Annotated in this window: 17 protein-coding genes; 12 read left to right on the top strand and 5 right to left on the bottom strand. The window is 71.0% G+C overall.

The annotated features are described in order from the left end of the window. Nucleotides 1–98: 98 nt before the first annotated feature. From ACFV6E_RS02275 to dnaK, 6 genes are all read left to right on the top strand, one after another. Nucleotides 99–545, top strand: coding sequence for a hypothetical protein (locus ACFV6E_RS02275; protein WP_385176210.1), 447 nt, complete (start codon nt 99–101; stop codon nt 543–545). Nucleotides 546–829: 284 nt separating this feature from the next. Next, nucleotides 830–2,983: a phage holin family protein gene (locus tag ACFV6E_RS02270; protein WP_385458885.1), complete on the top strand. Its 2,154-nt coding sequence runs from the start codon at nt 830–832 to the stop codon at nt 2,981–2,983. A 476-nt stretch (nt 2,984–3,459) separates the two neighbouring features. After that, nucleotides 3,460–4,521 (top strand): ATP-binding protein, encoded by a 1,062-nt coding sequence (locus ACFV6E_RS02265; RefSeq protein ID WP_385173112.1) that lies wholly within the window; start codon nt 3,460–3,462, stop codon nt 4,519–4,521. Then, complete coding sequence (locus tag ACFV6E_RS02260; protein ID WP_385458883.1) at nt 4,518–6,323, top strand: hypothetical protein; 1,806 nt, start codon at nt 4,518–4,520, stop codon at nt 6,321–6,323. The genes ACFV6E_RS02265 and ACFV6E_RS02260 overlap by 4 nt, the downstream gene beginning before the upstream one ends. Nucleotides 6,324–6,392: 69 nt before the next feature. Beyond that, on the top strand, nt 6,393–6,818 hold the full coding sequence (locus ACFV6E_RS02255; protein WP_385173109.1) for an OsmC family protein: 426 nt from the start codon (nt 6,393–6,395) through the stop codon (nt 6,816–6,818). A gap of 213 nt (nt 6,819–7,031) precedes the next feature. After that, complete coding sequence (gene dnaK, locus ACFV6E_RS02250; RefSeq protein ID WP_385173107.1) at nt 7,032–8,894, top strand: molecular chaperone DnaK; 1,863 nt, start codon at nt 7,032–7,034, stop codon at nt 8,892–8,894. A gap of 4 nt (nt 8,895–8,898) precedes the next feature. Here the strand turns inward: dnaK and ACFV6E_RS02245 are convergent, their stop codons facing one another. Together ACFV6E_RS02245 and ACFV6E_RS02240 are read right to left on the bottom strand one after the other, a co-directional pair. Beyond that, entirely contained in the window at nt 8,899–9,762 is an 864-nt protein-coding gene (locus ACFV6E_RS02245) for a helix-turn-helix domain-containing protein (RefSeq protein ID WP_385173104.1), read from the bottom strand. Between the two features lie 106 nt (nt 9,763–9,868). Then, nucleotides 9,869–10,687: a helix-turn-helix domain-containing protein gene (locus tag ACFV6E_RS02240; RefSeq protein ID WP_385458881.1), complete on the bottom strand. Its 819-nt coding sequence runs from the start codon at nt 10,685–10,687 to the stop codon at nt 9,869–9,871. A gap of 42 nt (nt 10,688–10,729) precedes the next feature. Between ACFV6E_RS02240 and ACFV6E_RS02235 the strand changes: the two genes are divergently transcribed. From ACFV6E_RS02235 to ACFV6E_RS02225, 3 genes are all read left to right on the top strand, one after another. Further along, entirely contained in the window at nt 10,730–11,794 is a 1,065-nt protein-coding gene (locus ACFV6E_RS02235; RefSeq protein WP_385458942.1) for an ADP-ribosylglycohydrolase family protein, read from the top strand. 71 nt (nt 11,795–11,865) lie between these two features. Next, nucleotides 11,866–12,171 carry a 4a-hydroxytetrahydrobiopterin dehydratase gene (locus tag ACFV6E_RS02230; RefSeq protein ID WP_385173098.1) on the top strand — a complete coding sequence of 102 codons (306 nt, stop codon included), beginning with the start codon at nt 11,866–11,868 and terminating at the stop codon, nt 12,169–12,171. 174 nt (nt 12,172–12,345) lie between these two features. Next, the gene (locus ACFV6E_RS02225; protein ID WP_385173095.1) at nt 12,346–14,235 is read left to right on the top strand and encodes a rhamnogalacturonan lyase; all 1,890 of its coding nucleotides are present in this window, start codon (nt 12,346–12,348) and stop codon (nt 14,233–14,235) included. A 74-nt stretch (nt 14,236–14,309) separates the two neighbouring features. Here ACFV6E_RS02225 and ACFV6E_RS02220 read toward each other — a convergent pair whose 3' ends face one another. Further along, nucleotides 14,310–16,970: a cellulose binding domain-containing protein gene (locus ACFV6E_RS02220; protein WP_385173092.1), complete on the bottom strand. Its 2,661-nt coding sequence runs from the start codon at nt 16,968–16,970 to the stop codon at nt 14,310–14,312. A 117-nt stretch (nt 16,971–17,087) separates the two neighbouring features. Continuing rightward, entirely contained in the window at nt 17,088–20,003 is a 2,916-nt protein-coding gene (locus ACFV6E_RS02215) for a glycoside hydrolase family 48 protein (RefSeq protein WP_385458879.1), read from the bottom strand. Nucleotides 20,004–20,255: 252 nt separating this feature from the next. Here ACFV6E_RS02215 and ACFV6E_RS02210 point away from each other — a divergent pair, with 252 nt between their 5' ends. The 3 genes from ACFV6E_RS02210 (at nt 20,256) to ACFV6E_RS02200 (ending at nt 24,593) form a co-directional block, all read left to right on the top strand. Continuing rightward, nucleotides 20,256–21,755 (top strand): cellulose binding domain-containing protein, encoded by a 1,500-nt coding sequence (locus ACFV6E_RS02210; protein WP_385458877.1) that lies wholly within the window; start codon nt 20,256–20,258, stop codon nt 21,753–21,755. Nucleotides 21,756–21,832: 77 nt separating this feature from the next. Then, nucleotides 21,833–23,542, top strand: coding sequence for a glycoside hydrolase family 6 protein (locus ACFV6E_RS02205; RefSeq protein WP_385173083.1), 1,710 nt, complete (start codon nt 21,833–21,835; stop codon nt 23,540–23,542). Nucleotides 23,543–23,681: 139 nt separating this feature from the next. Then, complete coding sequence (locus ACFV6E_RS02200) at nt 23,682–24,593, top strand: class I SAM-dependent methyltransferase (RefSeq protein WP_385166613.1); 912 nt, start codon at nt 23,682–23,684, stop codon at nt 24,591–24,593. A 74-nt stretch (nt 24,594–24,667) separates the two neighbouring features. On the opposite strand, the gene ACFV6E_RS02195 is transcribed toward ACFV6E_RS02200, so the two are convergent. Further along, on the bottom strand, nt 24,668–25,453 hold the full coding sequence (locus tag ACFV6E_RS02195) for an aldo/keto reductase (RefSeq protein ID WP_385166617.1): 786 nt from the start codon (nt 25,451–25,453) through the stop codon (nt 24,668–24,670). Nucleotides 25,454–25,631: the final 178 nt, after the last annotated feature.

Below are 25,631 nucleotides of genomic sequence, written 5' to 3'. Positions count from 1 at the left end.
TCGCGCGACTCCCCCCGAGCCTACGGGCAGGAGTAGGGTCGGCGGCGAAACCCTGAGGTGAGGGGGACGTCATGGGAGACGTGCGAGGTGCCGCCCGCATGCCCCGCGCCCCGCTACCCGTTTCGTTCGAGCAGGGGGCAAACCCTTTGGTGCGTGTTACCGCGATCGCGAGTCTGACGCCTCTGGAGGAGCTGGACGAAGATCCCTTCCTCGTCGACTCCCGCAGCCAGCACGCGATGTGTGCCCACTGGGCCGCCGAGCGCGGTTACGTCGTCACCCGGGAGCTGCTCGTGGGCGGGCTGCGCGCCGACCACTGCGTGCTGTGGGACGACGTGGAGGCGGGCCTCGTGGACCTGTTCGTCGCCCCCAGCCGCCGCGTCCTGGAGCGGGCGCTGGCCTCGGTCGACGAGTTCACCGCGGAGTGCGCCCGGCGCGGGGTGGGGGTGGAGACGGTCGGCAGCGCCGAGCCGTCCTACGACGCGCAGATGAAGGCGCGGGTGCACCGCCGGCTGTCGATGCCGACGGCCGGCTACGACGGCCGCTGACGCCGTCGGCCGGGTTGGCCCGGCCTCCGGCTTTTGCGCGCGCCCGGAACGGGCCGTTCGCGCCCCCGGAACGGGTCGTTCGCGCCCCCGGCGCGGACCGGCCGCATTCCCGTGCCCGCACCCACGCCCGTGCCCGCACCCGTGCCCGCACCCGCCCCCGTCCCCGTCCCCGTGCCCGTACCGGGCTGTCCGGGTGGCGACCTGCCCGGAAACAGGTGCTCGGTCCGTTGTGACAGGGTGGGGGCGGTCCGCGCCGTGCGGGCCGGAACGTGAGGTGGCTGGGCGTGGGTGGCGGGCGTTGGCGCAGGGTGCTGAGCGGGGTGTGGCGGTCCGTCGCCGTGTGGGCCGTGTCCACGGTCACCATGCTCGCGCTCGCCGGGCTGCTGCCCGACTTCCAGCTCCAGTCGGACACCGGTGACAGCGCGACCCGGATCGCCCTCACGGCGGGGGCCGGCGCGGCCGTCTTCGGTCTGCTGTCCTCGCTGGTGTGGCCGCTGCTGGTGCGGTTGCTGCTGCTGGTGCCCGCCCTCGTGCTCGGACTGCTGGTCTTCTTCCTCAACGGCTCGCTGCTGCTGATCGCGCTGCGGATCAACCCCTCGGGACGCGGTGAGGCCGCTCCGGAGACCGCCGTGGTGGTGGCCGCCGTGATGTCCGCCGTCGCCTCGGCGACCGGCGCCGCGCTCGCCGTCCGGGACGACGACGCCTACCGCCGCAGGCTCTACCGCCTCGCCGACCGCCGCAGACGCGCCTCGGGCCAGGCCGGTCCGTCCAGCCCCGGCACCGTCTTCCTGCAACTCGACGGCGTCGGCCACGACGTGCTGACGGACGCCGTGCGCAAGGGCGTCATGCCGACCGTCGCGGGCTGGCTCGGCGTGGTACGGGACGCCGGACCGCGGCCGGCCACGGACCCCGCGGCGCCGCACACGGGGGAGCGCACCCCGCCCGGCACCGCCCCCCTTGCCACCCACCGCCTCACCCCCTGGCGCACCGACTGGTCCAGCCAGACCGGGGCCAGCCAGCTCGGCATCCTGCACGGCACCAACCACGACGTACCGGCCTTCCGCTGGTACGAGAAGGACAGCCGGGAGGTGATGGTCTGCAACCGCCCGTCCAGCGCGGCCGAGCTCCAGCGCCGTGCCGTCGCGCACACCGGTGACGAGGGGCTGCTCACCTTCGACGGCGCCAGCCGCGGCAACCTCTTCGGCGGCGGTGCCGAGCAGCTCGCCCTGGTGCTGTCCGTGGCCGCGCGGCGGGGCCGGGGCAACCGGTCGCGGGCGGGCTACTTCGCGTACTTCAGCGACCCCGCCAACGCCGTGCGGACCGCCATGTCCTTCGTCGCCGACGTGGGCCGGGAGATCGGCCAGTCCACCCGGGCCCGGCTGCGCAAGCAGCGGCCCCGGGTGGGACGCGGCGGGCTATACCCGTTCATCCGCGCCTTCGCGACCGTCGTCGAGCGGGACGTGGTGGTCGCCTCGGTGATCGGCGACATGCTCGCGGGCCGCACCGCCGTCTACGCGGACCTGGTGGCGTACGACGAGGTGGCGCACCACTCGGGGCCGCGCGGCCGGGACGCCGAGAAGGTGCTCGCGCGGCTCGACCGGTCCCTCGCGCTGGTCGCGAAGGTCGCCGAGCACGCCCCCCGGCCGTACCGGATCGTGGTCCTCTCCGACCACGGGCAGAGCCCGGGGGAGACCTTCCTGACCCGCTACGGGCTGTCCCTGGGCAATCTGGTGCGGGCGGGCTGCGGGCTGCCCGTGCCGCGCAAGGTGCGGCGCACGCACAGCGGTGCCGAGGCGCGGGCGGCGGTACGGGCGGCGCTGCGCCGGCCGGTCGAGGAGGGCGCGGAACAGCACCGGCCGCCCGCCAGCCGCCGGTCCGAACCGCTGGTCCTCGCGTCCGGGAACCTCGGACTCGTCTCGTTCCCCGACGTGCCGCACCGGATGAGCCGGGAGGAGATCGACGCCCGTCACCCGGCGCTGCTGACCACCCTCGCCAACCATCCCGGCATCGGCTTCCTGCTGGTGCGCAGCGAGGAGCACGGCGGACTGGTGCTCGGGGCGCACGGCGCCGAGGTGCCGCTCGACGCCCTGGACGACGACCCGGGGCCGCTGGCCGACTTCGGTCCGGGCGCCGCCGACGCCGTACGGCGCACGCACTCGTTCCCGCACACCGCCGACATCATGGTCAACTCCTGGTACGAGCCCGCCGAGGGCGAGGTGCTCGCCTTTGAGGAGCAGATCGGCTCGCACGGCGGGCTCGGCGGCGCGCAGGGCCGCCCCTTCCTGCTGTCGCCGCTGACGCTGTCCGCACCGGTGGAGGACGGCGCCGACCTGGTCGGCGCCGAACAGGTCCACCACGTCCTGCGACGCTGGCTGCGCGAGTCCCTGGGCCCGCAGGTACCCCAGACGGAAGGACGGGGCAACCGGCGAGCGGCCTGACGGCTGCCGCCGGGATCCGGCGCCGGGAAAGCCTGACGGCTGTCGCCGGGGCCCGCTTCCGGGAAGCCTGACGGTTGCGGCTGCGGCTGCGGCTGCGGTTGCGGTTGCGGTTGCGGCTGCGACTGCGGCTGCGACTGCGGCCCGGCCCGGCCCGGCCCGGGGAAGCCTGACGGTCGCCGCCGGGACCCGGCCCCGGGGAAGCCCGACGGCCGCCGCCAGGCCCCGGCCCCGGGAAAGTCTGACGGCCGTCGCCGGGACCCGGCCCGGGGAAGCCTGACGGTCGCCGCCGGGACCCGGCCCCGGGGAAGCCCGACGGCCGCCGCCAGGGCCCGGTCCCGGGAAAATCGGCTGCGGTGAACGCCACTCGCCGCCCACACTGTCCGTGCCGGACGTCCGTACGCCCGGACGTCCGTGCCGGTCACCGCGCTCCGCGCGTCCCCCGTCGAACCCTCACCGTCCTTACAAGGAGTCCTCGCGTGCAGGCCGCCGTCACCGTCACTCCCGCCCGGGTGCCCGAGCTGCTGCTCGGGCTCGCCACCGTGCGGCCGGTCTTCGTCTGGGGCGCGCCCGGGATCGGGAAGTCGTCCCTGGTGCGGCAGTTCGCCGAGTCGCTGGGGCTCGAGTGCGTGAGCCTGCTGGGAACGCAGCTCGCGCCCGAGGACCTGATCGGCGTCCCGCAGATCCGCGACGGGCGCTCGGTGTTCTGCCCGCCGGAGTCCATCGCCCGCGACGAGCCGTACTGCCTGTTCCTGGACGAGCTGAACGCGGCGACGCCGGACGTGCAGAAGGCGTTCTACTCGCTGATCCTGGACCGCCGCATCGGCAGCTACGAGCTGCCCAAGGGCTCGATCGTCATCGGCGCGGGCAACCGCGCCACGGACAACGCGCTGGCCCGCCCGATCGCCTCCGCGCTGGTCAACCGCCTCACCCACGTACACCTGGAGGCGTCCCCGAAGGACTGGCTGGTGTGGGCCGCAGGGAACGGCATCCACCCGTGGGTCCTGGACCACCTCACCGACCGGCCCGACCACCTGTGGTCCAAGCCGCCGAAGACCGAGGAGCCGTTCTCCACGCCGCGCTCCTGGCACATGCTCTCCGACGCCCTGCACTCCTTCGGCACGGACCTCGACGAGGAGACCCTGAAGGTCGTCGCGCACGGCACCCTGACCCCCGCGCACGCGGTCGCCTTCTGCGGCTACGTCAAGATCGTGCGCAGCCGCTTCGGCATCGAGGCCATCATCAAGGGCGACGCCTCCTGGCCGCACCGCCCGCGCGACCGTGACCTGCTCTACTACCTCGCCGAGTCGTTCCGCGGCCGCCTCGTCAAGGAGCTGCCCGCCAACCGCGAGCACGTCTCGGCGCAGAGCCGCCAGCAGGCTCACCGCGCCAAGTCGCTGCTCGTGCAGCTCGCCGAGATATCCGTCGAGGTCGCCCAGAGCGTCATCGCCTCCGACCCCGACGGCAACCCGGTGCTGCCCGCCTGGTTCCTGGTCGAGGCGGCCCGGGACATGCCGCGTCTGGTGGAGGCGCGCAAGTGAGCGGCGGGCGCCGGAAGTCCGGCAAGAAGGAGCCCAAGGACCCCGCCGCCGAGGCGTGCGCGGCCGGGGTGCGGATCCTGAAGGCCAACCCGGCGCTCGCGGCGATCGAGTACGAGGGCTGCCGCCTGGAGGACTGCCGGCTCGCGCCGCGCGGCGGCCTGGTCCGCGTCACCTCCAACGGCAACGTGCACATGCACCCCACCCGCCGCGCCGACCCCGCCGAGTGGGCGTGGGCCCTCGCCCACGCCCTGCTCCACCTCGGCTTCGGCCACGTCCCCGCCGCGGCCGGCGAGCGCGTTCAGCCCGACCGCTTCGACCTCGCCGCCCGCTGCGCCGTCGTCAACCGCTTCCTGCTCACCTTCCCGGTCGGCCGCCCGCCCGACGACCTGCCCGCCGCCTACCCGGACGGCGACGAGGAGCAGCTCGCCGCCCGCTGGCGCCAGGACGGCATCCCGGCCGCGTACGAGCACTGCGGTACGGCGGGGACCGAGCCCGACCAGCTCCTGACGCCGTGGAACGGCTGGAACGGCCGGCCCCCGGACTGGCAGCTCGCCTTCGCGACGGCCCTGACCGGCACCATGTCCACCGCGCTCGACCTGGCCGGCGGCCGGCGCGACGCGATGACCGGCGGCCCCACCCGGCTGCGCCCCTGGGAGCGGGCGCTGAGCTGGTTCGTCTCCTCGTACCCGCTGCTCGGCGGGATCGCGGCCGGGATCACCCTCGTCGCCGACGCCGAACTGGCCCGCGCGCACGGCATCCAGGTCGCCGCCGTCGACGCGGACGCGGGCGAGATCTACCTCAACCCGCTCCAGCAGCTCGGCGACGAGGAATGGCGGTTCGTACTCGCCCACGAGATGCTGCACGCCGCGCTGCGCCACGGCGACCGCTGCGGCGGCCGGGACCCGCACCTGTTCAACGTCGCCTGCGACTACGTCGTCAACGGCTGGCTGCACGAGATGCGGATCGGCACGATGCCCCACGGGCTGCTGTACGAACCGCGGTTCAAGGACCTGTCCGCCGAGGAGGTGTACGACCGGATCGTCCGCGACGGGCGCCGGATCCGCCGGCTCGCCACCCTGCGCGGCAAGGGCGCGCGCGACATCCTCGGCGCCCCGCTCGGCCCGCCGCGCGACTACGTCGACCTCGACGAGTTCTTCCGCCGCGGCCTCGCCCACGGCCTGGACCTGCACCAGCAGCAGGACCGCGGCTTCCTGCCGGGCGGCCTGGTGCAGGAGATCCGGGCGCTCAGCCACCCGCCGCTGCCCTGGGACGCCCGTCTCGCCCGCTGGTTCGACGAGTACGTGCCGCGCCCCGAGCCCGTCCGCAGCTACGCCCGCCCCGCCCGCCGCCAGGCCGCCACCCCCGGCATCCCGCGCGCCGGACGTTACTTCCCGCCCGAGGAGATCGCCCGCTGCACCTTCGGCGTCGTCCTCGACACCTCCGGCTCGATGAGCAGCACCCTGCTGGGCAAGGCGCTCGGCGCCATCGCCTCCTACGCCGGGGCCCGGGACGTACCGGCCGCCCGCGTCGTCTTCTGTGACGCGGCCCCGTACGACGCGGGCTACCTCCCGGTGACGGAGATCGCGGGCCGCGTCCGGGTGCACGGGCGCGGCGGTACGGTCCTCCAGCCCGGGATCGATCTGCTGCGCCGGGCCGACGACTTCCCGCCGGACGCGCCCGTCCTGGTCATCACCGACGGGCAGTGCGACGTGCTGCGGGTGCGGCGCGAGCACGCGTACCTGATCCCGCAGGGCGCGCGACTGCCGTTCACCGCACGCGGGCCGGTCTTCCGGGTGAGCTGAGCGGGGATGTGATCGGATGGTCCCGCACACCAACACCCCGGCAACGGGGCCACCCTGAAAGGAACAACCGTGGCTACCACGCGCTCCGCACACACCGTCTGGGAAGGCAACCTGCTCGAGGGCAACGGTGTCGTCACCTTCGACTCCTCCGGCATCGGCGAGCAGCCCGTGTCGTGGCCGTCGCGCGCCGAGCAGGCCAATGGCAGGACCAGCCCCGAGGAGCTGATCGCCGCCGCCCACTCGAGCTGCTTCTCCATGGCGCTCTCGCACGGCCTGGCCGGCGCGGGCACGCCGCCCACCAAGCTCGTCACCTCGGCGGACGTCACCTTCCAGCCGGGCGAGGGCATCACCGGCATCCACCTCACCGTCGAGGGCACGGTGCCGGGCCTGGACGAGGAGGGCTTCGCCGCCGCCGCGGAGGACGCCAAGAAGAACTGCCCGGTGAGCCAGGCGCTGTCCGGCACGAACATCACGCTGTCGGCGAAGCTGGCCTGACCCACGCCGCTCCGCGTCGCTCCACCCGTACGGAACGCTCGTACGCCCAGGTGCCGCGTCCTCCCCGGAGGGCGCGGCACCCGCTTGTCCGCACCCGGCAGCCGAATCGGCCCATTGACAAGACGGCACTCAAGTTTTGTGCTGGAGTCCGGGCAGTTCCGGATGGAAGGCCGGAAGGGTCGGACAGGTCGGAAGGGTCGGAAGGGGAGGGACATGGCACGTGCGGTGGGGATCGATCTCGGTACGACGAACTCGGTGGTGGCCGTCCTGGAAGGCGGTGACCCCACCGTCGTCGCCAACGCCGAGGGCGCGCGCACCACGCCGTCCGTGGTGGCGTTCGCCAAGAACGGCGAGGTCCTGGTCGGCGAGGTGGCCAAGCGCCAGGCCGTGACGAACGTCGAGCGCACCGCGCGCTCGGTCAAGCGGCACATGGGCGAGACCGACTGGCGCTTCCCCGCGAAGGGTTCGGTGGACGGCACCCGCTACACCGCCCAGGAACTCTCGGCCCGGGTGCTGCAAAAACTCAAGCGGGACGCGGAGTCCTACCTCGGCGAGGACGTCACGGACGCCGTGATCACCGTCCCCGCCTACTTCGACGACGCCCAGCGCCAGGCCACCAAGGAGGCGGGCGAGATCGCGGGCCTGAAGGTGCTGCGGATCATCAACGAGCCGACCGCCGCCGCGCTCGCCTACGGCCTCGACCGCGGCGAGGAACAGACCGTCCTCGTCTTCGACCTCGGCGGCGGCACCTTCGACGTGTCGCTCCTGGAGATCGGTGACGGCGTCATCGAGGTCAAGGCCACCAACGGCGACACCCGGCTCGGCGGCGACGACTGGGACCAGCGGATCGTCGACCACCTCGTCAAACGGTTCAAGGGCGCGTACGGCATCGACCTCGGCAACGACAAGATGGCGCTGCAACGGCTGCGCGAGGGCGCCGAGAAGGCCAAGATCGAGCTGTCCAGCTCCTCCGAGACGACGGTCAACCTGCCCTACATCACCGCCTCCGCCGAGGGCCCCCTCCACCTGGACGAGAAGCTGACGCGCGCCCAGTTCCAGGAGCTCACCGCCGATCTGCTCGACCGCTGCAAGACCCCCTTCCACCAGGCCGTCAAGGACGCGGGCGTCAAGCTGTCCGAGGTCGACCACGTCATCCTGGTCGGCGGCTCCACCCGGATGCCCGCGGTGACCGACCTGGTGAAGGAACTGACCGGCAAGGACCCGCACAAGGGCGTCAACCCCGACGAGGTCGTGGCGGTCGGCGCCGCCCTCCAGGCCGGTGTCATCCGCGGCGACGTCAAGGACGTGCTGCTCCTCGACGTCACCCCGCTGTCCCTGGGCATCGAGACCAAGGGCGGCATCATGACCAAGCTGATCGAGCGCAACACGACCATCCCCACCCGGCGTTCGGAGATCTTCACCACGGCCACCGACAACCAGCCGTCGGTCGGCATCCAGGTCTTCCAGGGCGAACGCGACATCGCCGCGTACAACAAGAAGCTCGGCGTCTTCGACCTCACCGGACTGCCGCCCGCGCCGCGCGGCGTGCCGCAGATCGAGGTGGCGTTCGACATCGACGCCAACGGGATCATGCATGTCTCGGCCAAGGACCTCGCCACAGGGCGCGAGCAGAAGATGACCGTCACGGGCGGCTCCGCGCTGCCCAAGGACGACATCGACCGCATGATGCGCGAGGCCGAGCAGTACGCCGACGAGGACCGCAAACGCCGCGAGGCCGCCGAGACCCGCAACCAGGCCGAGCAACTCGTCTACCAGACCGAGAAGTTCCTCCGCGAGAACGAGGAGCGGGTGCCGTCCGAGACCCGTACCGAGGTCGAGTCGGCGGCCACGGAGCTGAAGAACCTGCTGGCGGAGGAGGCGGACACCGCCGCCCTGCGGGCCGGCGTGGAGAAGCTGGCCTCGGTCAGCCAGCGCATGGGCCAGGCCATGTACGCCCAGGCCCAGCAACAGCCCCCGAGGCAGCCGGACGCCGAGCGGAGCGACGGGGACGACGAGGGGGTGGTGGACGCGGAGATCGTGGACGAGGAGAAGGAGAAGGGGAAGCCGGAGGGCTAGCGGCTCAGAACCGCTCGCGGTACTCCCGTAACAGATCCCTGGTCCGCTCCGCGGTGGCGGCCCGCGCCGACATGTGGTCCAGCACCTCCAGGTGCAGGGAGACCTCGGGCCGCGCGTCCAGATAGAGGGCGCCGGTCAGGTACTCGCTGTAGACCATGTCGGGCAGCTCCGGCTCCGCGAACCGGAACAGCGTGAACGAGGTGTACGTGCCCGGGTGCGGGCCGTCGGCGAACTCGGCGATCTGGAGGGTGATGTTGCGCTCCTCGGACGCTTCGAGCAGCCGGTCGATCTGGTCGCGCATCACCTCGCCGTGGATGCTCACGGGGCGGGCGAGCACGGTCTCGTCCATCATCACCCAGAAGTGCGGCGGGCGTTCGCGGCTGAGCAGCTTCTGCCGGGCCATGCGCAGCGACACGTGCCGCTCGATGTTCTCGGGGCCCGCCTCGCCGACCGTACCGGCCTCGAGGACCGCACGCGCGTAGTCCTCGGTCTGGAGCAGACCGGGCACGAAGTGCGGCTCGTAGGACCGGATGATGCTGGCGGCGCCCTCCAGGCTGATGTGCATGCTGAACCAGTCCGGCAGCACGTCCTGGAACCGCTGCCACCACCCCGGCCGGTTCGCCTCCTCGGCCAGCGCGACGAAGGCCGCCGCCTCGTCCTCGGGCACGGAGTAGGTGCGCAGCAGCATCTGCACGTACGGGATTTTGAGGGCGACCTCGGCCATCTCCATCCGCCGGACGGTCGCCGCGGCCACGTGCAGGACGCGCGCGGCCTCCTCCCGCCTCAGCCCGGCACCCTCCCGCAGTTCCTGCAGCCGCCGGCCGAGCACCACCTGCCCCACCGTCGGCGCGGGCCGCCGTTCACTCACGCCACGCCTCCCCGAGCGCCGAAGTCCCCGTGCAGTGTGCCATGTTCAGGATCCGGCCTCACGAATCCGGCCGCCGCACACCGGCCCCGCAGGCCACTGGAGCGACTCATGCCACCCTCATGAGCAGGTACTTCGCGGTCGCCGGATCCGCCGGAAGAAAGGTCTCGACGGCCAGCTCCGCGACCGTCACATCCATCGGGGTGTTGAAGGTGGCGATCGACGACACGAACGACAGGATCCGGCCGTCGTGCTCGATGACCATCGGCAGCGCGAAGTGCACGACGGACCCGGCCGTTTCCTCCTCCGGCCCGTCCGGCACCGGATAGGCGGCCACCTCCTCGTACAGAGCACGCAGCGGCGCCGAGCGGTGCAGAGCGATCTGCCGCTCCATCTGATCGAGCAGATGCCCGCGCCAGGCCCGCAGATTGCGGATGCGCGGCGCCAGCCCCTCCGGATGGAGGGTGAGCCGCATGGCGTTGAGCGGGGGAGTGAGCAGAGTCTCCGAGACCCCCTCCATCAGCATGCCGATGCCTTGGTTGGCGGCCACCACGTCGTAGGCGGCGTCGACCACGAGCGCCGGGTAGGGCTCGTACCCCTGGAGCAGCCGCTCGAGTCCCTGGCGGACACCGTCCAGCGAAGGATCGCCGAGCGGTGTCTCCCGGAACCGGGGCGCGAATCCGGCGGCCAGCAGCAGGGCATTGCGTTCGCGGACGGGCACGTCGAGGTGCTCGGCGAGCCGCAGCACCATCTCCTCGCTGGGCCGGGCCCGGCCGGTCTCCACGAAGCTGATGTGCCGGGCCGAGGACCCCGCGCGCAACGCCAGATCGAGCTGACTGACCCGCCGCCGCTCACGCCACCCCCGCAACAGAGGGCCGACGCCGGGGGCGGTGGACGGGGCGACGCCCCCGGAAGCGACACTGGTCATGAACAGGACGGTAGCCGAGAAGCGGAAAGGTATGTGAACGACATGTGGAGCGGACGGCTGTCCTGGGAGGCCGAGGCGGCCTACCGGGCCCGGGTACGAGGCTGTCTGCTCGGCGGGGCGGTCGGGGACGCCCTCGGCTACCCGGTCGAGTTCCACTCCCTGGGCCGGCTGCGCGCCGAACACGGGCCCAGGGGCGTCACGGGCCTGGTGCCGGACGGCCAGAACGCCGTGGGACGCGTCAGCGACGACACCCAGATGACCCTGTTCACGGTGGAGGCGCTCACGCAGGCCCACGCACGCGAACGCCGCAAGGGCATCGGCGGCGCCGCGCCCCAACTGGTCCGCGCGGCCTACGGACGCTGGCTCGACACCCGGACCAGGACCGGCCCCGCCGCGGATGTCCACAGCGGACTCGCCGCACAGCCCTGGCTGTACGCCCGCCGCGCCCCGGGCAACGCCTGCCTCTCCGGCCTCCAGCAGAACCACGTGCCCGACCCGTCGTCCGCCCTGGGCCGCCCGGGCCCGGTCAACCCGAACTCCAAGGGCTGCGGCACGGTCATGCGCTCGGCCCCCTTCGGCCTGACCCGCACCACCGGAACCCGAGCCTTCACCCTCGCTGCCCAATGCGCCCAGACAACGCACGGCCACCCGACCGGCTACTACGCCGCAGGCGCACTGGCGGCGATGATCGTCCACCTCATAGCAGGCGAGTCCCTGGAGAGCGCCGCACTCCGGGCATTGCGGCTGCTGGCCCGCCACCCCGGCCACGACGAGACCACGACGGCCCTGCACCGAGCACTGGACCTGGCCGCCGAGGGCGACCCGACCCCGGAGAAGCTGGAAGGTCTCGGAGCGGGCTGGACCGCCGAGGAAGCGCTCGCCATAGCGGTGTACAGCGCCCTGGCCGCGCCCTCGGTCGCCGAGGCGCTGCTGCTGTCCGTGAACCACTCGGGCGACAGCGACTCCACCGGCGCGATCTGCGGCAACCTCCTGGGCGCCCGCCACGGAGACCACGGACTGCCGCAGGAGTGGCTGGCACTCACCGAGGCCCGCGCGGAGATCACGGTACTGGCGGACGACTTCGCCAGTGAGTGCGCACGCAGCTGACCCGCCCCCCTCCGCACCCTGTGGCAAGGTGGGACCACCGCGCGTACCCCCTGCCTGGAGAGGACGGTCCCATGCCCGTCGAGCCGCTGTCGCAGAAGGACATCGAGGACCGGCTGGCGGAACTGCCCGGCTGGTCACTGGAGGGAGACCGGATCACCGTCTCCTACCGCCTCGGCTCACACTTCGCGGCGGCCGCGCTGGTCATGCACATCGCCCAGGTGCAGGACGACCTCGACCACCACTCGGACCTCACGCTCGGCTACAACTCCGTGTCCCTCTCGGTGAACACGCACAGCGCGGGCGGCACCGTAACGGAACGCGACTTCGAACTGGCCCACCGAGTGGCGGAACTGGCCCGCGCACACGGAGCGAGCTGACCACGGCCCCCACCACCCGCAGCCGCGTACGCACGGCCCCGATCCACCACCGTGCCGAGGCACCCGGCGAACCCGGCCCGCACCCGCCAGAAAACGCTTTCCCCGAGCGGCAACCCGCCCGCCCCGGGCGGCGACTGGGAGGACGGAACCCGTCCGTCCTCCCAGGAGGTCACCGTGCAGCACCCCCACCCGCACAGTCACCGCAGACGCAGGAACGGCCCCGTCCGGGCCGCCCTCTCCGTAGCCGCGGCCGCCGCCCTCGCCGCCGCGGGCCTCACCGCCCTCACCGCGACCCCGGCCGAGGCCGCGACCGCCCGGCAGGTCGAGAAGCTCGACCGCGGCCTGGTCAGCGTCTACACCGGCAGCGGCAACCTGATCAGCTGGCGCTGGCTCGGCACCGACCCGAACGACGTGTCGTTCAACGTCTACCGGGCCGGCACGCTGGTCAACTCCTCGCCGATCACCGGCTCCACGAACTACTTCCACTCCGGCGCCCCGAACTCCGCCGACTACACGGTCCGCGCGATCGTGAACGGCGTGGAACAGGCGGACTCCGAGCACGCCATCCAGTTCAGAGCCGGCTACAAGGACGTACCGATCTCCGCCCCCTCCGGCGGCACCACCCCGGACGGCGTCGCCTACACCTACGAGGCCAACGACGCCTCGATCGCCGACCTCGACGGCGACGGCGCGCTCGACTTCGTCCTCAAGTGGCAGCCCACCAACGCCAAGGACAACTCCCAGTCGGGCTACACCGGAAACACGATCGTCGACGGCATCAAACTCGACGGCACCCGGCTCTGGCGCATCGACCTGGGCAAGAACATCCGCTCAGGCGCGCACTACACCCAGTTCCAGGCGTACGACTACGACGGTGACGGCAAGGCCGAGGTCGCCATGAAGACCGCGGACGGCACCGTCGACGGCACGGGCGCGGTGATCGGCAGCTCCTCGGCCGACTACCGCAACTCCAGCGGTTACGTCCTGTCCGGACCCGAGTACCTGACCATGTTCAACGGCCAGACCGGCAAGGCCATGGGCAGCGTGGACTACGTACCGGCGCGCGGCACCGTCTCCTCCTGGGGCGACTCCTACGGCAACCGCGTCGACCGCTTCCTCGCGGGCACGGCCTACCTGGACGGCGCCCGCCCCTCCCTGATCGAGGCCCGCGGCTACTACACCCGTACGGTCATCGCGGCCTGGGACTGGCGGGGCGGCGCCTTCACCCGCCGCTGGACCTTCGACACCAACTCCTCGACCAACACGGGCAAGGGGTACGACGGCCAGGGCTCGCACAGCCTCTCCGTCGGCGACGTCGACAGCGACGGCAAGGACGAGATCGTCTACGGCGCGATGGCGGTCGACGACAACGGCAACGGCCTGTGGACCACCAAGACGGGCCACGGCGACGCACAGCACCTCGGCGACCTGGACCCGTCGCACACGGGCCTCGAGTACTTCAAGGTCTCCGAGGGCACCAGCCAGCCCGCCGAGCTGTACATCAACCCGGCGAACGGCACCGTGAACTGGCAGCTCGCCGCCTGCTGCGACAACGGCCGCGGCGTCGCGGGCGACATCTACGCGGGCAACGACGGCGCGGAGGTCTGGTCGGCCTCCGACACCTACATCCGCGACGAGGCCGGGGCGACCAAGGGCCGTGAGCCGTCCTCGGTCAACTTCCTGTCCTGGTGGGACGGCGACACCGTCCGCGAACTCCTGGACGGCACCCACATCGACAAGTACGGCACCTCGTCGGACACCCGCCTGCTGACCGGCTCGGACGTGCACTCCAACAACAGCACCAAGGCGACCCCGTCGCTGTCCGGCGACATCCTCGGCGACTGGCGCGAGGAGGTCGTCTGGCCCACGACGAACAACACGGCACTGCGCATCTACAGCACCCCGTACGAAACGACCACGAAGATCACCACGCTCCTGCACGACACGATGTACCGCACGGGCCTGGCCTGGCAGAACACGGCCTACAACCAGCCCCCGCACCCCAGCTTCTTCCTGGGCAACAAGATGGCGACGGCACCGAGGCCGACGGTGTACACGCCGTAGACGGGACAAGCCGTAGCCAGGACAACACGAAGGGCGCGTGCCGCAAGACGGCACGCGCCCTTCTCTCGCCACGGTCAGGACACCGTGCAACTCTCCTCACCCGACTTGAAAGCCGACGGCTTCCCGTTGACCCCCGTCCAGCTCCCGGTGAACCCGAAGCTCACCGAAGACCCGGCCGCCACCGTCCCGTTCCAGCTCACGTTCTTCACCGTCACCGCGGCCCCCGACTGGCTGAGGTCGCCGTTCCACAGCTGGCTGATCTGCTGCCCGTCGGCGAAGGACCAGCCCAGCGACCATCCGCTCCAGGCGGCGCCACCGGTATTGGCGAGCGTCACGTCGGCCTGGAACCCGCCCGACCACTGGTTGGTGACCTTGTAGGTGACCGCACAGGCTCCCGTCGGCGTGGGATCCGTGCCGCCACCCCCGTCCCCGCCTCCGCTGGTGTCGGAGGTGTCGCCGTAGATGACACCGCGCCCATTGGTCGACACGTACACGCGCCCGTACACCCGCGGATCGCCGGTGATGGCCGCGCCGGTCCAGCCCCACTGGTGGGCGTCGTCGTTGACGCGGGTCCAGCTCGCGCCCTTGTCGGTGGAGCGGAAGATACCGCGCACCCCGCCGATCCTGGCGCTGGTGAAGAGCGTCTGGTACGAGGCGCCGGTGGCCGCCTTGCCGAAGCCGATGGTGTCGGCCTGCTCGACGTTGGAGAGCTTGGTGAAGCTTGTGCCCCCGTCGGTGGAGTGCCACAGCCCGTACGCGCCGTCGCTCGCCCCGCCGGCCAGCCAGATGTCGCCCTTCGTGCCGGGCAGCGCCTTGAACCGGACGCTCTCCCCACTGGGCAGACCACTGGCCGCCGAAGCCGTGAACGTGGCGCCGCCGTCCGAACTGACGTAGAACTTCCCGGCCGCGAACCCGTAGAAGGTCTTGGCGTCCACCCGGTCCGACTCCACGACCGCACCGGCGGGTATCCCGCTGGACGCGGCCCACGACGACCCGAACCCGGTCGTGTACTGCACACCCGTGCCCGCCGGACTCCACACGAAGCGGCTGCCGTCCGAGGCCGCTGCGACCGTGCCCCCACCACTGACCCCCGACGGGTCGGTGCCCGCGAACCAGTTGGCGCCGTTGTCGGTCGAGAACGCCACATGCGGCCCGGAGTCGAGATTGCCGACCCGTACCACCGTGTTCGGATTGGTCTCGGCGAAGTCGAGACTGGTCGTGGAGGTGAAGTTCGGCGAGGTGTACATCATGGACGGCACCTTGGTGAGGTCCGTGTGCCGGAACCCGCCGATGTCACCGAGCGCACTGAACAACTGCGCGCCGCCGGACGGCGGAGCGGCCAGGTCATTGACCGCCGTCTCCTCCAGCCCCTGCACCATAGGCTTGATGGTGAACTGACTCCCGCTGTCCCAGTTGGTCAGATTCTCGGTGCCATAGACCGTCGCGCCCGTCCCGTACATCATCCGGGCCGAGTCGAAGGGATCGATCTCCAGCGCCTCGGTCATCCACCCCAGCTTCGGCGTCTGTTCCGGCGGCGATGGATTGGCGCCCCAGGTCAGCCAGGGCGAGGAGGAGACGTCCATGGTGAAACGGTTGGACCGATTGGGATAAGAGGTGTAATCCCAAGCCTTCGTCCAACTGCCACCACTGTCGGTGGTCCGGAAGATCTGGGTGTCCGGCCACCAGGAGCTGTACGCGGTCGCCATCACCGTGCCCGGATGCTGCCGGTCCACGGTCAGCCCGCTGAAGCCGTAGTAGGTGTCGGCCTCGGCGACGGGGCTGATGTCCGTCCAGGTCCCGGTGGCGGTCGCGTAACGCCAGAGCTGCCCCTTGCCGCCGTCGTAGGGTCCGCCCTTGTCGCTGTAGGCGAGGTACAGATAGCCGTTCTTGGCGTCCAGTACACCCTTGTGCGCGAGATACCCGGTCGGCTGCCCGGCGACCCGTTCCCACGTGGCCCCGGCATCCGTCGACCGGTACACCGAGTTGTTCAGGTCGGCGACCCCGACGTACACCGTCCTGGTCGCGCTCCCCGACGTACCCGTGGACTCGTCGAAGGTGACCCAGACGATGCCTTGGTTGTCGTTGGCGTAACCACTCGTGTCGGTCGGATCCTGCACGTAGTTGCCGGCGTTCGGGAAATTGGTGACCTGCGACCAGTTCGCACCCGAGTCGGTCGAGCGCCACAGCCCCTTGCCGCTGGGCGCCCCCAGATACAGCACGCTGTTCTTGTTCGGGTCGACGGCGAGGCGCTCGCCCATGCCGCGCCCGGGCATGTTGCCGCCGAGCTTGAACGGCAGGTCCGTCTTCTGCCAGCTCGCGCCCCGGTCCGAGGAGCGCAGCACGGCCCCGTTCGTCGGGTCCCAGCTGTTGGTGTACGTGCCGACGGCCGCGTACACCTTGTTCGGGTCGGCGGAGTCCGAGGCCAGGCTGACCACGCCGGTGTGGCCCCAGTCGGCCCAGCCGACCGAGTCGAGCAGCGGGGTCCAGGTCTTCGACGACTGGTTCCAGCGGTAGGCGCCGCCGATGTCGGTGCGGGCGTAGGCGAGGTTCTTCTCGGAGCGGTTGAAGACGATGCCGGGCACGAAGCCGCCGCCGTCGATCCGGGCGTTCTTCCAGGTGTACGTGTCCGCCGCGAGCGTCGTCTTCGGGGCGGAGGCGGCCAGTGCGGGCGGGGTGCCCGCGAGCAGGCCGGCGGCCAGTGCCAGGACGGCCGTGAGGATGCGGGTTCTTCGCACGGGGGGTCCTTTCCGGGAAAGGTGGGGGAAGCGGGGGCCGTCACAACAGCCCAAGGCCGGGCGGCCCCCCGTGCGGGTGGGGGCCGCCCGGCGCGGTACGCGGAGCTGTAGCGGGGACTATTCGAGGAGCTCCGCGTACGAGCCCATGGCGAGTGCGATGTCCGCCTGGGCCCAGAACCGGTGGTACGTGAACGAGGGCGCGGCGCCGCCCGCGAGATAGCTCTCGATCTTCGACCACGCCGGGTCGTCCTCGTAGAAGGACCTCAGCGAGGCGAAGGTCGACGAGGAGTTGATGGTGTCGCCGTTCGGCATCTTCCCGGTCCAGCCGCTGGGGACGTACACGGTGTCGTCGAACCGGTTGTAGTCGGCGCGGGTCTCCGGGACGGCGATGCCGAGGTCGTCCTGGTAGTTGTCCCACATGCCGTCCAGGAGCGCCTTGGCCGTGGTCGCGGCCTCGGTGTCACCGGACTTGTCGGCGTAGTACGTCAGGGTCTTGGCGTACGCGGCCGCCACGCCCACGTCGTTGGTGTAGTCGGCGACGGTGACGTGCAGCGAGCTGTTGGCGCCGGGGCTGGAGGCGTTCCAGGTGTCCGGGGCGCCGGACCACTGGAGCGTGGAGGGGATCTGGTAGGTGCCGTCCGGGTTGATCGTGGTCTTGGACAGCGCCCAGTCGACCCATTTGTCGAGGACCGTCTTGGCGGTGGCGTTCCCCGTCTGCTGGTAGTACTCGGCGACGCGTTCCATGGACCACGCCTGGAAGCCGAACCACTGGTTGGACGGCGGGTCGTGGTACACGGGCTGCTGGTCGTAGTACATGCCGTAGAAGGTCGGGGTGCCGCTCGGCGGGGTCGCGTAGCGGCCCGCCCAGCTGTTGGTGGCGCCGCCCGCGATGGCGCCCTCGTTGGACTGGAGCCAGCGGTAGAACTCCATCTGCCGGGTCAGCGACGTGGCCCAGTCCGCCTGCCCGGTCGCCGACTTCGGCTTCAGGTCGGCGTAACTGCTGAGCGCGTAGGCGGCCAGCGGGTTCTGGTAGCCGCCGTGGGTGTGGCTGGAGCCGATGCGCCAGGCCCAGCCCGCCGAGGTGTCGGTGGCGCCGCCCCAGGCGTAGTACCAGGAGAGCAGGTAGTGCGAGGCGTCCTTGCCGGTGCCCGCGGCGCACGCGGACGGACCGACGCAGTTGCCGATCTTCTTGAAGTACTTGTCGTACATGGCGTAGCGCAGATAGTCGCCCATCTTCGCCGCCTTGCCGACGGTCGCGGAGACGTCGGAGCCCTTGCCCTGCTCCTTGGCCCAGATGTCGGCCCAGTAGGCGGCCTGCACGGCCCGTGCGTCGGCGTCGGGCGCGTCGGTGTACTTCCACTGCTTGGCGTACGAGGAGTCGCCGGTGAACAGGTCCAGGTAGCCGTTGGTGCCGCCGTACTTGAAGGCGTCACAGGTCGGCTGCGGGACCGTCTCCCAGACGGACTCCTGGGCGCCGCGCTGGAAGGTGTTGATGTAGGACGGGCCGGTGTCCGTCGGGCCCGCCTCGCACTTGCCGGGCGAGTTGCCGTAGCCGTAGACGTTGTCGACGTCCTGGAGCCAGTGCATGCCGTACACGTCGTCCGTGCCGTAGGCGCTCTTCAGCTCGGCCGCGATCGGGTCGGAGCCGACGGAGACGGACGGGTCCAGCGCGGCCGGGTACTGGTTCGGGGTGTCGTACTCGGGCGCGTAGGTGGCCGGTTTCGAGGCGGTGTAGAAGGAGTTCGTCGGCTGGTCGGCGTGCGTGGGGATCATGTACGTCTCCATGGTCGTCCACGCGGCGTTGAACTTGGACCAGTCGCCGGTGACCTTCCCGTACATGGCCTGGAGCCACAGCAGATAGCTGTACGCCTCCGACGTTGTCTCGTGCCCCTGGTCGGGGGCCTCGACGATCAGCGTCTCGACCGAGTGGTACGGCACACCCTCGGGGGAGAAGTAGCCGTTCGCCGGGTCGGTGATCTTCCCGTAGAGCTCCAGGAAGCGGGCGTCGTACTCCGTCGACGCGGCCAGCTGGGTCACCGTGACCGTGGCGGCGGCATGGCCGTTCGCCGAGGCCGTGAAGGTGGCCGAACCCGTGCCCGAGGCGGCCGCGGTGACGGTCACCTGTTGCGCCGTGTTCCAGTTCGACGGGGTGAACGTGAGCGACGAGCCGCCGGTGACGGACAGGCCCGTGTTGCCCGCCGTACGGGCGACGGAGACCGTGACGTTCGCGCTCGGCTGGGTCGACAGCTTCACGCCGAAGGTGCCGGTCTTGCCCTGCTGGACGCCGAGCTGCGAGGGGCTCGCCACCACGGCGGGGCCCGAGGCGACCGTGATGCCGACCGGGGTGGAGTCGGCCGAGGCGCCCAGGCTGTCGTACGCCTTCGCCACCAGCGAATGACTGCCCACGGTCAAGCCAGAGGCCGAGTACGAGTAGGGCGAGCTGGTGTCGGTGCCGAGCAGCGTCGTGTCGTCGTAGAACTCGACCTTGCTGATCGTCGCGCCGTCCGCCGCCGCGGCCGTCGCCGCCAGCGGGACCGCGTCGCCCTGGGAGTAGACGGCGCCCGCGGCGGGGCTGGTCAGCACGGTGACCGGCGGCTGGTGCGCACCGGTGCAGGTGGTGCCGTTCACGGCGTACGAGGCGGGCGCGGTGTTGGTGCCGCTGTAGGTGAACTGCGCCCCGGTGGTGACCGCGGCCCCGGCGGCGATCGTCCCGTTCCACGACACGTTCTTCGCGGTGACCGTCTTGCCGGACTGCGACCAGGTGCCGTTCCAGCCGTTGCTGAGGGTCTGGTTGCCCGTGTACGCGTACGTCAGGGTCCAGCCGCTGATGGCCTCCGTGCCGCGGTTGGTGATCGTCAGGTCCGCGGTGAAACCGGAACCCCAGTCGTTGGTCTTGTAGTCGACGCTGCACTGGACGGCCGCCGCCTGAGCGGACGTCGTGCCGGTCGCCAGCGTGGTCAGCGGCAGTGCGAGCGCCGCCACCACGGCTGTCCATAATCGCCGCACGGTGCGGCGTCTTGGCCGGGGGTGCATGTGCTGGTTCCTCCTTGCGGCTCGGAGATGGGGGAGGAGCAACAAGCCTTGAACCAGTGGGAGCGCTCCCATATTGATGAGGGGGGTCTGAGGGGTCAAGGTGCTCGAAGAGTCGAAATGATTCGATAGATCAACTCTGTTACTCGTCTGTTCTTTACCGTGACTTGGCGCTAGCTTCATCGGCACCAGTGGGAGCGATTCCGTTCAGTCGACGCGCCGGACACGGCGTGCCCGAGCTGCAAGGAGTCGCTCATGCGACACCCCCCGCGTTCGGCATATTTCTTAACGGTCGGCGCCGCGGTCGCCCTCATCGGCACCGCGATAGCGCCGGTCGTCACGGCTTCAGGAGCCGCACCCGCGTGCACGGTGGAGTACTCCGTCACCAGCCAGTGGGACAGCGGCTTCCAGGGTGCCGTGCAGGTCACCAACAACACGGCGGCGGTGAACAGCTGGAGCCTCGTCTTCGACTTCGCCGGCGGCCAGAAGCTCACCCAGGGCTGGAACGCCAAGTGGTCCCAGTCCGGCACCACCGTCACCGCGGCCAACGAGAACTGGAACGGCCCGCTGGCCTCCGGAGCGAGCGTCAGCGCCGGCTTCATCGCCTCGTGGTCGGGGAGCAACGCCGTACCGACGGGCTTCAGGCTCAACGGCACGGCCTGCAACGTGGACGCTGAGGACCCCTCCCCGTCGCCCACGCCCTCGCCCTCGCCGAGCGACCCTCCGGCCACGGGTGAGCCGCCCGCGCTCAGCGTGTCCGGGAACAGGCTCGTCGACGCGAGCGGCGCCACCCGCCGCATGCTCGGCGTCAACCGCTCCGGCGGCGAGTTCATGTGCGTGCAGGGCTACGGAATCTTCGACGGACCGGTGGACGACGCCGCCATCGAGGCGATCGCCGACTGGAAGGCGAACACCGTCCGCATCCCGCTGAACGAGGAGTGCTGGCTCGGCCTGTCCAACATCAAGGCGGAGTACGGCGGCGCCGACTACATCTCCGCGATCAAGGACCTGGTCGCGCGGGTGGAGGCGCACGGCATGACGCCGGTGGTCGAACTCCACTGGTCCTACGGGCAGTACACCGGGAACTCCGCGGGCTGCTCGGACGTGCACGCGAGCTGCCAGAAACCGATGCCGGACGCGCAGTACACCCCGTCGTTCTGGACGTCGGTCGCCAGCACCTTCAAGGGCGACGCGGCCGTGGTGTTCGACCTGTTCAACGAGCCCTACCCGGACCGCGCCACTTCCACGGCCACCCAGGCGTGGCAGTGCTGGCGGGACGGCGGCACCTGCCCCGGCATCGGCTACGAGGTGGCCGGCATGCAGGACCTCGTGGACGCGGTGCGCTCCACCGGCGCGCGGAACCTGATCCTGGCCGGCGGCATCGCGTACTCCAACGACCTCAGCCAGTGGCTGACGTACAGGCCGGCCGATCCGGCGGGCAATCTCGCCGCCGCGTACCACGTGTACAACTTCAACACCTGTGCCAATGAGAGCTGCTGGAACTCCCAGCTCGCCCCGGTCGCAGCCCAGGTCCCGCTCGTGGCGGGCGAGATCGGCGAGAACACCTGCGCGCACTCCTTCGTGGACCAGGTCATGGACTGGTTCGACGCGCGCGGGCTCTCCTACCTCGGCTGGACCTGGAACACCTGGGACTGCTCCTCGGGACCGTCCCTGATCTCCGACTACAGCGGCACCCCGACGTCGTACGGCGCCGGGCTCCGCGACCACCTGCTCACCCTCGACACCACCGGCTGAACCAGCGAACGGAACCAACGGCACCAACGGAACCAACGGAACGGAACCAACGGAACCAACGGATAGGAAACCCGCACATGAGGCGTACCAGAACAGCACTGTTCGCGGCGCTCGCCCTGCTCGCAGGGGGCACGGGCACCGCAGCCGCGGCCATCCCGCCGGACCTCGGCGTGGCCGCCGTCCCGTGCACCGTCGACTACAAGGTGCAGAACCAGTGGGACACCGGCTTCACGGCCGCCGTCACCGTCACCAACAACTCGACCGCGAAGAGCTCCTGGTCGCTGAAGTGGTCCTACGCCGGCAACCAGAAGATCAGCTCCGGCTGGAACGCCAAGCTCAGCCAGAGCGGCACCGCGGTCACCGCCGCCAACGAGAGCTACAACGGCACGCTGGCGAGCGGCGGTTCGACCAGCTTCGGGTTCAACGCCACCTACAGCGGGACCAACGCGGCGCCCACCACGTTCACGCTGGACGGCGTGGTCTGCAACGTGGACGACGGCGGCGGCACCACGGACCCGGAGGACCCCGGCACCACCGCCCGGGTCGACAACCCGTACTCCGGCGCCAAGGTGTACGTGAACCCCGAATGGTCGGCGAAGGCCGCCGCGGAGACCGGCGGCAGCCGCATCTCCAACCAGCCCACCGGCGTGTGGCTGGACCGGATCGCGGCGATCGAGGGCGTGGGCAGCGGCATGGGCCTGCGCGACCACCTCGACGCGGCGCTCGCCCAGAAGGGCAGCGGCGAAGAGGTCGTCCAGCTCGTCGTCTACGACCTGCCGGGACGTGACTGCGCGGCCCTCGCCTCCAACGGCGAGCTCGGCCCGACGGAGATCGACCGCTACAAGAGCGAGTTCATCGACCCGATCGCGGCGATCCTGGCCGACTCCAAGTACGCGGGCCTGCGCATTGTCACCACCATCGAGATCGACTCGCTGCCGAACCTGGTCACCAACACCGGCAGCCGGGCCACCGCCACGGCCGCGTGCGACACGATGCTCGCCAACGGCAACTACGTGAAGGGCGTCGGCTACGCGCTGCACAAGCTGGGCGCGATTCCGAACGTCTACAACTACATCGACGCCGGTCACCACGGCTGGCTCGGCTGGGACGACAACTTCGCCCCGTCGGCCACCCTGTTCGCGCAGGCCGCCAACGCCGAGGGCGCGACCGTCGCCGACGTGCACGGCTTCATCACCAACACGGCGAACTACAGCGCCCTGAAGGAGAACAACTTCACCATCAACGACTCGGTGAACGGCACCTCCGTGCGCCAGTCCAAGTGGGTCGACTGGAACCGCTACGTGGACGAGCTGTCGTACGCCCAGGCGTTCCGCACCCAGCTGGTCTCCGCGGGCTTCAACTCCGGCATCGGCATGCTGATCGACACCTCCCGCAACGGCTGGGGCGGCAGCGCACGGCCCTCCGGACCCGGCGCCACGACCACCGTGGACACCTACGTCGACGGCGGCCGCTACGACCGCCGCATCCACGTCGGCAACTGGTGCAACCAGTCCGGTGCGGGTCTCGGCGAGCGTCCGCAGGCGTCCCCGGCGACCGGTATCGACGCCTACGTCTGGATGAAGCCCCCGGGTGAGTCCGACGGCTCCAGCACGGCCATCAGCAACGACGAGGGCAAGGGCTTCGACCGGATGTGCGACCCGACGTACACGGGCAACGCGCGCAACGGCAACAACATGTCCGGGGCACTGGCGAACGCGCCGCTGTCCGGACACTGGTTCTCCGCACAGTTCCAGCAGCTCATGGCGAACGCCTACCCGGCGCTCTGACCACCCCGCACAGGCGGCCCCTGCCCCTCCACGAGGGGGCAGGGGCCGCCGCCCGGAATTTGCCGTTCACGCAACAGGAGTGGCCGTTTCCGCGAGTGATGCCGCACGCTGTCAGCATCCGAACGGAAGGCGCGGACCCATGCCACACGGCCACGATCACCAGCACGGCCCCGGTCACCAGCACGGCCGGCTCCACCGGCACGACCACACGGAGGTCGACTTCGCCGAGATGCTCCCGCTGCTGGAGCTGGAGGCCGAGCTGTTCTCGCCGATGTACGCCGAGGCGGCCGACTGGCTGCGGCGGACCCGGCCGGAACCGGAGCTGATCGTTGACGCGGGCAGCGGCCCCGGCGTCGTCTCCTGCCTGCTCGCCGGTGCCTTCCCAGGCGCCCGCACGGTCGCCGTGGACGGGGTGCGGCCGCTGCTCGACCGTGCCGCGGAGCGGGCGGCACGGCTCGGGCTGGCCGACCGCTTCAGCACCCTGGAGGCCGAGCTGTCCGACGGCCTCGGCGACCTGTCCTACCCGGCCGACCTGCTGTGGGCCAGCAAGTCGCTGCACCACGTGGGCGACCAGCGGGCCGCGCTCGCCGGCTTCGCCCGCGCCCTGGCCCCCGGCGGGACCCTCGCCCTCCTGGAGGGCGGACTGCCCACCCGCTTCCTGCCGCGCGACATCGGCTTCGGCCGGCCGGGCCTGCAATCCCGGATGGACGCGGTGCACGAGGAGTGGTTCGCGCGGATGCGCGACGGGCTGCCCGGCGCGGTCACGGAGACCGAGGACTGGCCCGCCCTGCTGGCCTCCGTGGGCCTGAGGCCCACCGCGACCCGCACCTTCCTGCTCGACCTGCCCGCCCCGCTGACCCCCGAGGCGCGGTCCTTCGTCGTCGGCTCCCTGACCCGCCGCCGCGAGGGACTCGCCGACGGCCTCGACGCCGACGACCTCGCCACCCTCGACCGGCTCCTCGACCCGGACGACAAGGCGAGCGTCCACCAACGCCCCGACCTGTTCCTGCTGCTGGCGAACACCGTGTACGTGGCGGTCAAGGACGCCTAGAGCGCGTGGAACGAGGAGCGGGCGCCCCGGGGTGAACCGGGACGCCCGCTCCTGTGCGTCGGGACGCGGCGCCGCTAGTTGACGTCCGCCGGGTCGTCGCCCAGCCGCCGGTCCTCGTTCAGCGCGCTGATCGCCGCCATGTCCTCGGCGTCCAGCTCGAAGCCGAAGACGTCGAAGTTCTCCTTGATCCGGGACGGCGTCACGGACTTCGGGATCACCACGTTGCCGAGCTGGAGGTGCCAGCGCAGCACGATCTGGGCGGGCGTGCGGTCGTGCTTCTGCGCGATCGCCACGATCGCCGGGACCTCGAGCAGGCCCTTGCCCTGGCCGAGCGGGGACCACGCCTCCGTGGCGATGCCCTGCTCCGCGTGGTACTCCCGCAGCGCGCGCTGCTGGAGGTGCGGGTGCAGCTCGATCTGGTTGACGGCCGGGATCACCGACGTCGCCTCGATCAGCTTGTCCAGGTGCTCGGGCAGGAAGTTCGAGACGCCGATGGACCGCACACGCCCGTCCGCGAGCAGCTTCTCGAACGCCTTGTACGTGTCGATGTACGTGCCCCGGGCCGGCATCGGCCAGTGGATCAGGTACAGGTCCAGGTAGTCGAGGCCCAGCTTCTCCATGGAGGTGTCGAAGGCGCGCAGGGTCGAGTCGTACCCCTGGTCGCCGTTCCAGAGCTTGGTGGTGACGAAGAGGTCCGAACGGGGGATGCCGGACGCGGCGATCGCCTTGCCGGTGCCCTCCTCGTTGCCGTAGATCGCGGCGGTGTCGATGCTGCGGTAGCCGGCCTCGAACGCCGCGGTGACGGTCCGCTCCGCCTCGTCGTCCGGGACCTGCCAGACACCGAAGCCCAGCTGCGGCATCTCTGCGCCGTTGTTCAGGATGATCGGGGGAACCTTGCTCACGAGCTCTCGATCCTTCAGTCGTCGGGTGGTGCTCCCATCGTCAACGATCACGGCCCGTGGTGCATTCCTGACCGGCGAATTGCCCGCGGAACGTCGCCGGGGACGGCAGATTGGCCGATTCCGCACGCCTGGGTCC

The sequence above is a fragment of the Streptomyces sp. NPDC059785 genome (assembly GCF_042732375.1).
In the GTDB taxonomy this organism is placed as follows: Bacteria; Actinomycetota; Actinomycetes; order Streptomycetales; family Streptomycetaceae; genus Streptomyces.
Note: the sequence above shows the minus strand (reverse complement) of the source record. Positions and strands in the feature narration are given on the sequence as shown.

Coding starts and splice junctions, on each gene's coding strand:
- ACFV6E_RS02275 (WP_385176210.1), top strand. CDS start 99: ATGCCCCGCGCCCCGCTACCCGTTTCGTTCGAGCAGGGGGCAAACCCT.
- dnaK (WP_385173107.1), top strand. CDS start 7,032: ATGGCACGTGCGGTGGGGATCGATCTCGGTACGACGAACTCGGTGGTG.
- ACFV6E_RS02240 (WP_385458881.1), bottom strand. CDS start 10,687: ATGACCAGTGTCGCTTCCGGGGGCGTCGCCCCGTCCACCGCCCCCGGC.
- ACFV6E_RS02235 (WP_385458942.1), top strand. CDS start 10,730: ATGTGGAGCGGACGGCTGTCCTGGGAGGCCGAGGCGGCCTACCGGGCC.
- ACFV6E_RS02230 (WP_385173098.1), top strand. CDS start 11,866: ATGCCCGTCGAGCCGCTGTCGCAGAAGGACATCGAGGACCGGCTGGCG.
- ACFV6E_RS02215 (WP_385458879.1), bottom strand. CDS start 20,003: ATGCACCCCCGGCCAAGACGCCGCACCGTGCGGCGATTATGGACAGCC.
- ACFV6E_RS02210 (WP_385458877.1), top strand. CDS start 20,256: ATGCGACACCCCCCGCGTTCGGCATATTTCTTAACGGTCGGCGCCGCG.
- ACFV6E_RS02205 (WP_385173083.1), top strand. CDS start 21,833: ATGAGGCGTACCAGAACAGCACTGTTCGCGGCGCTCGCCCTGCTCGCA.
- ACFV6E_RS02200 (WP_385166613.1), top strand. CDS start 23,682: ATGCCACACGGCCACGATCACCAGCACGGCCCCGGTCACCAGCACGGC.
- ACFV6E_RS02195 (WP_385166617.1), bottom strand. CDS start 25,453: ATGCCGCAGCTGGGCTTCGGTGTCTGGCAGGTCCCGGACGACGAGGCG.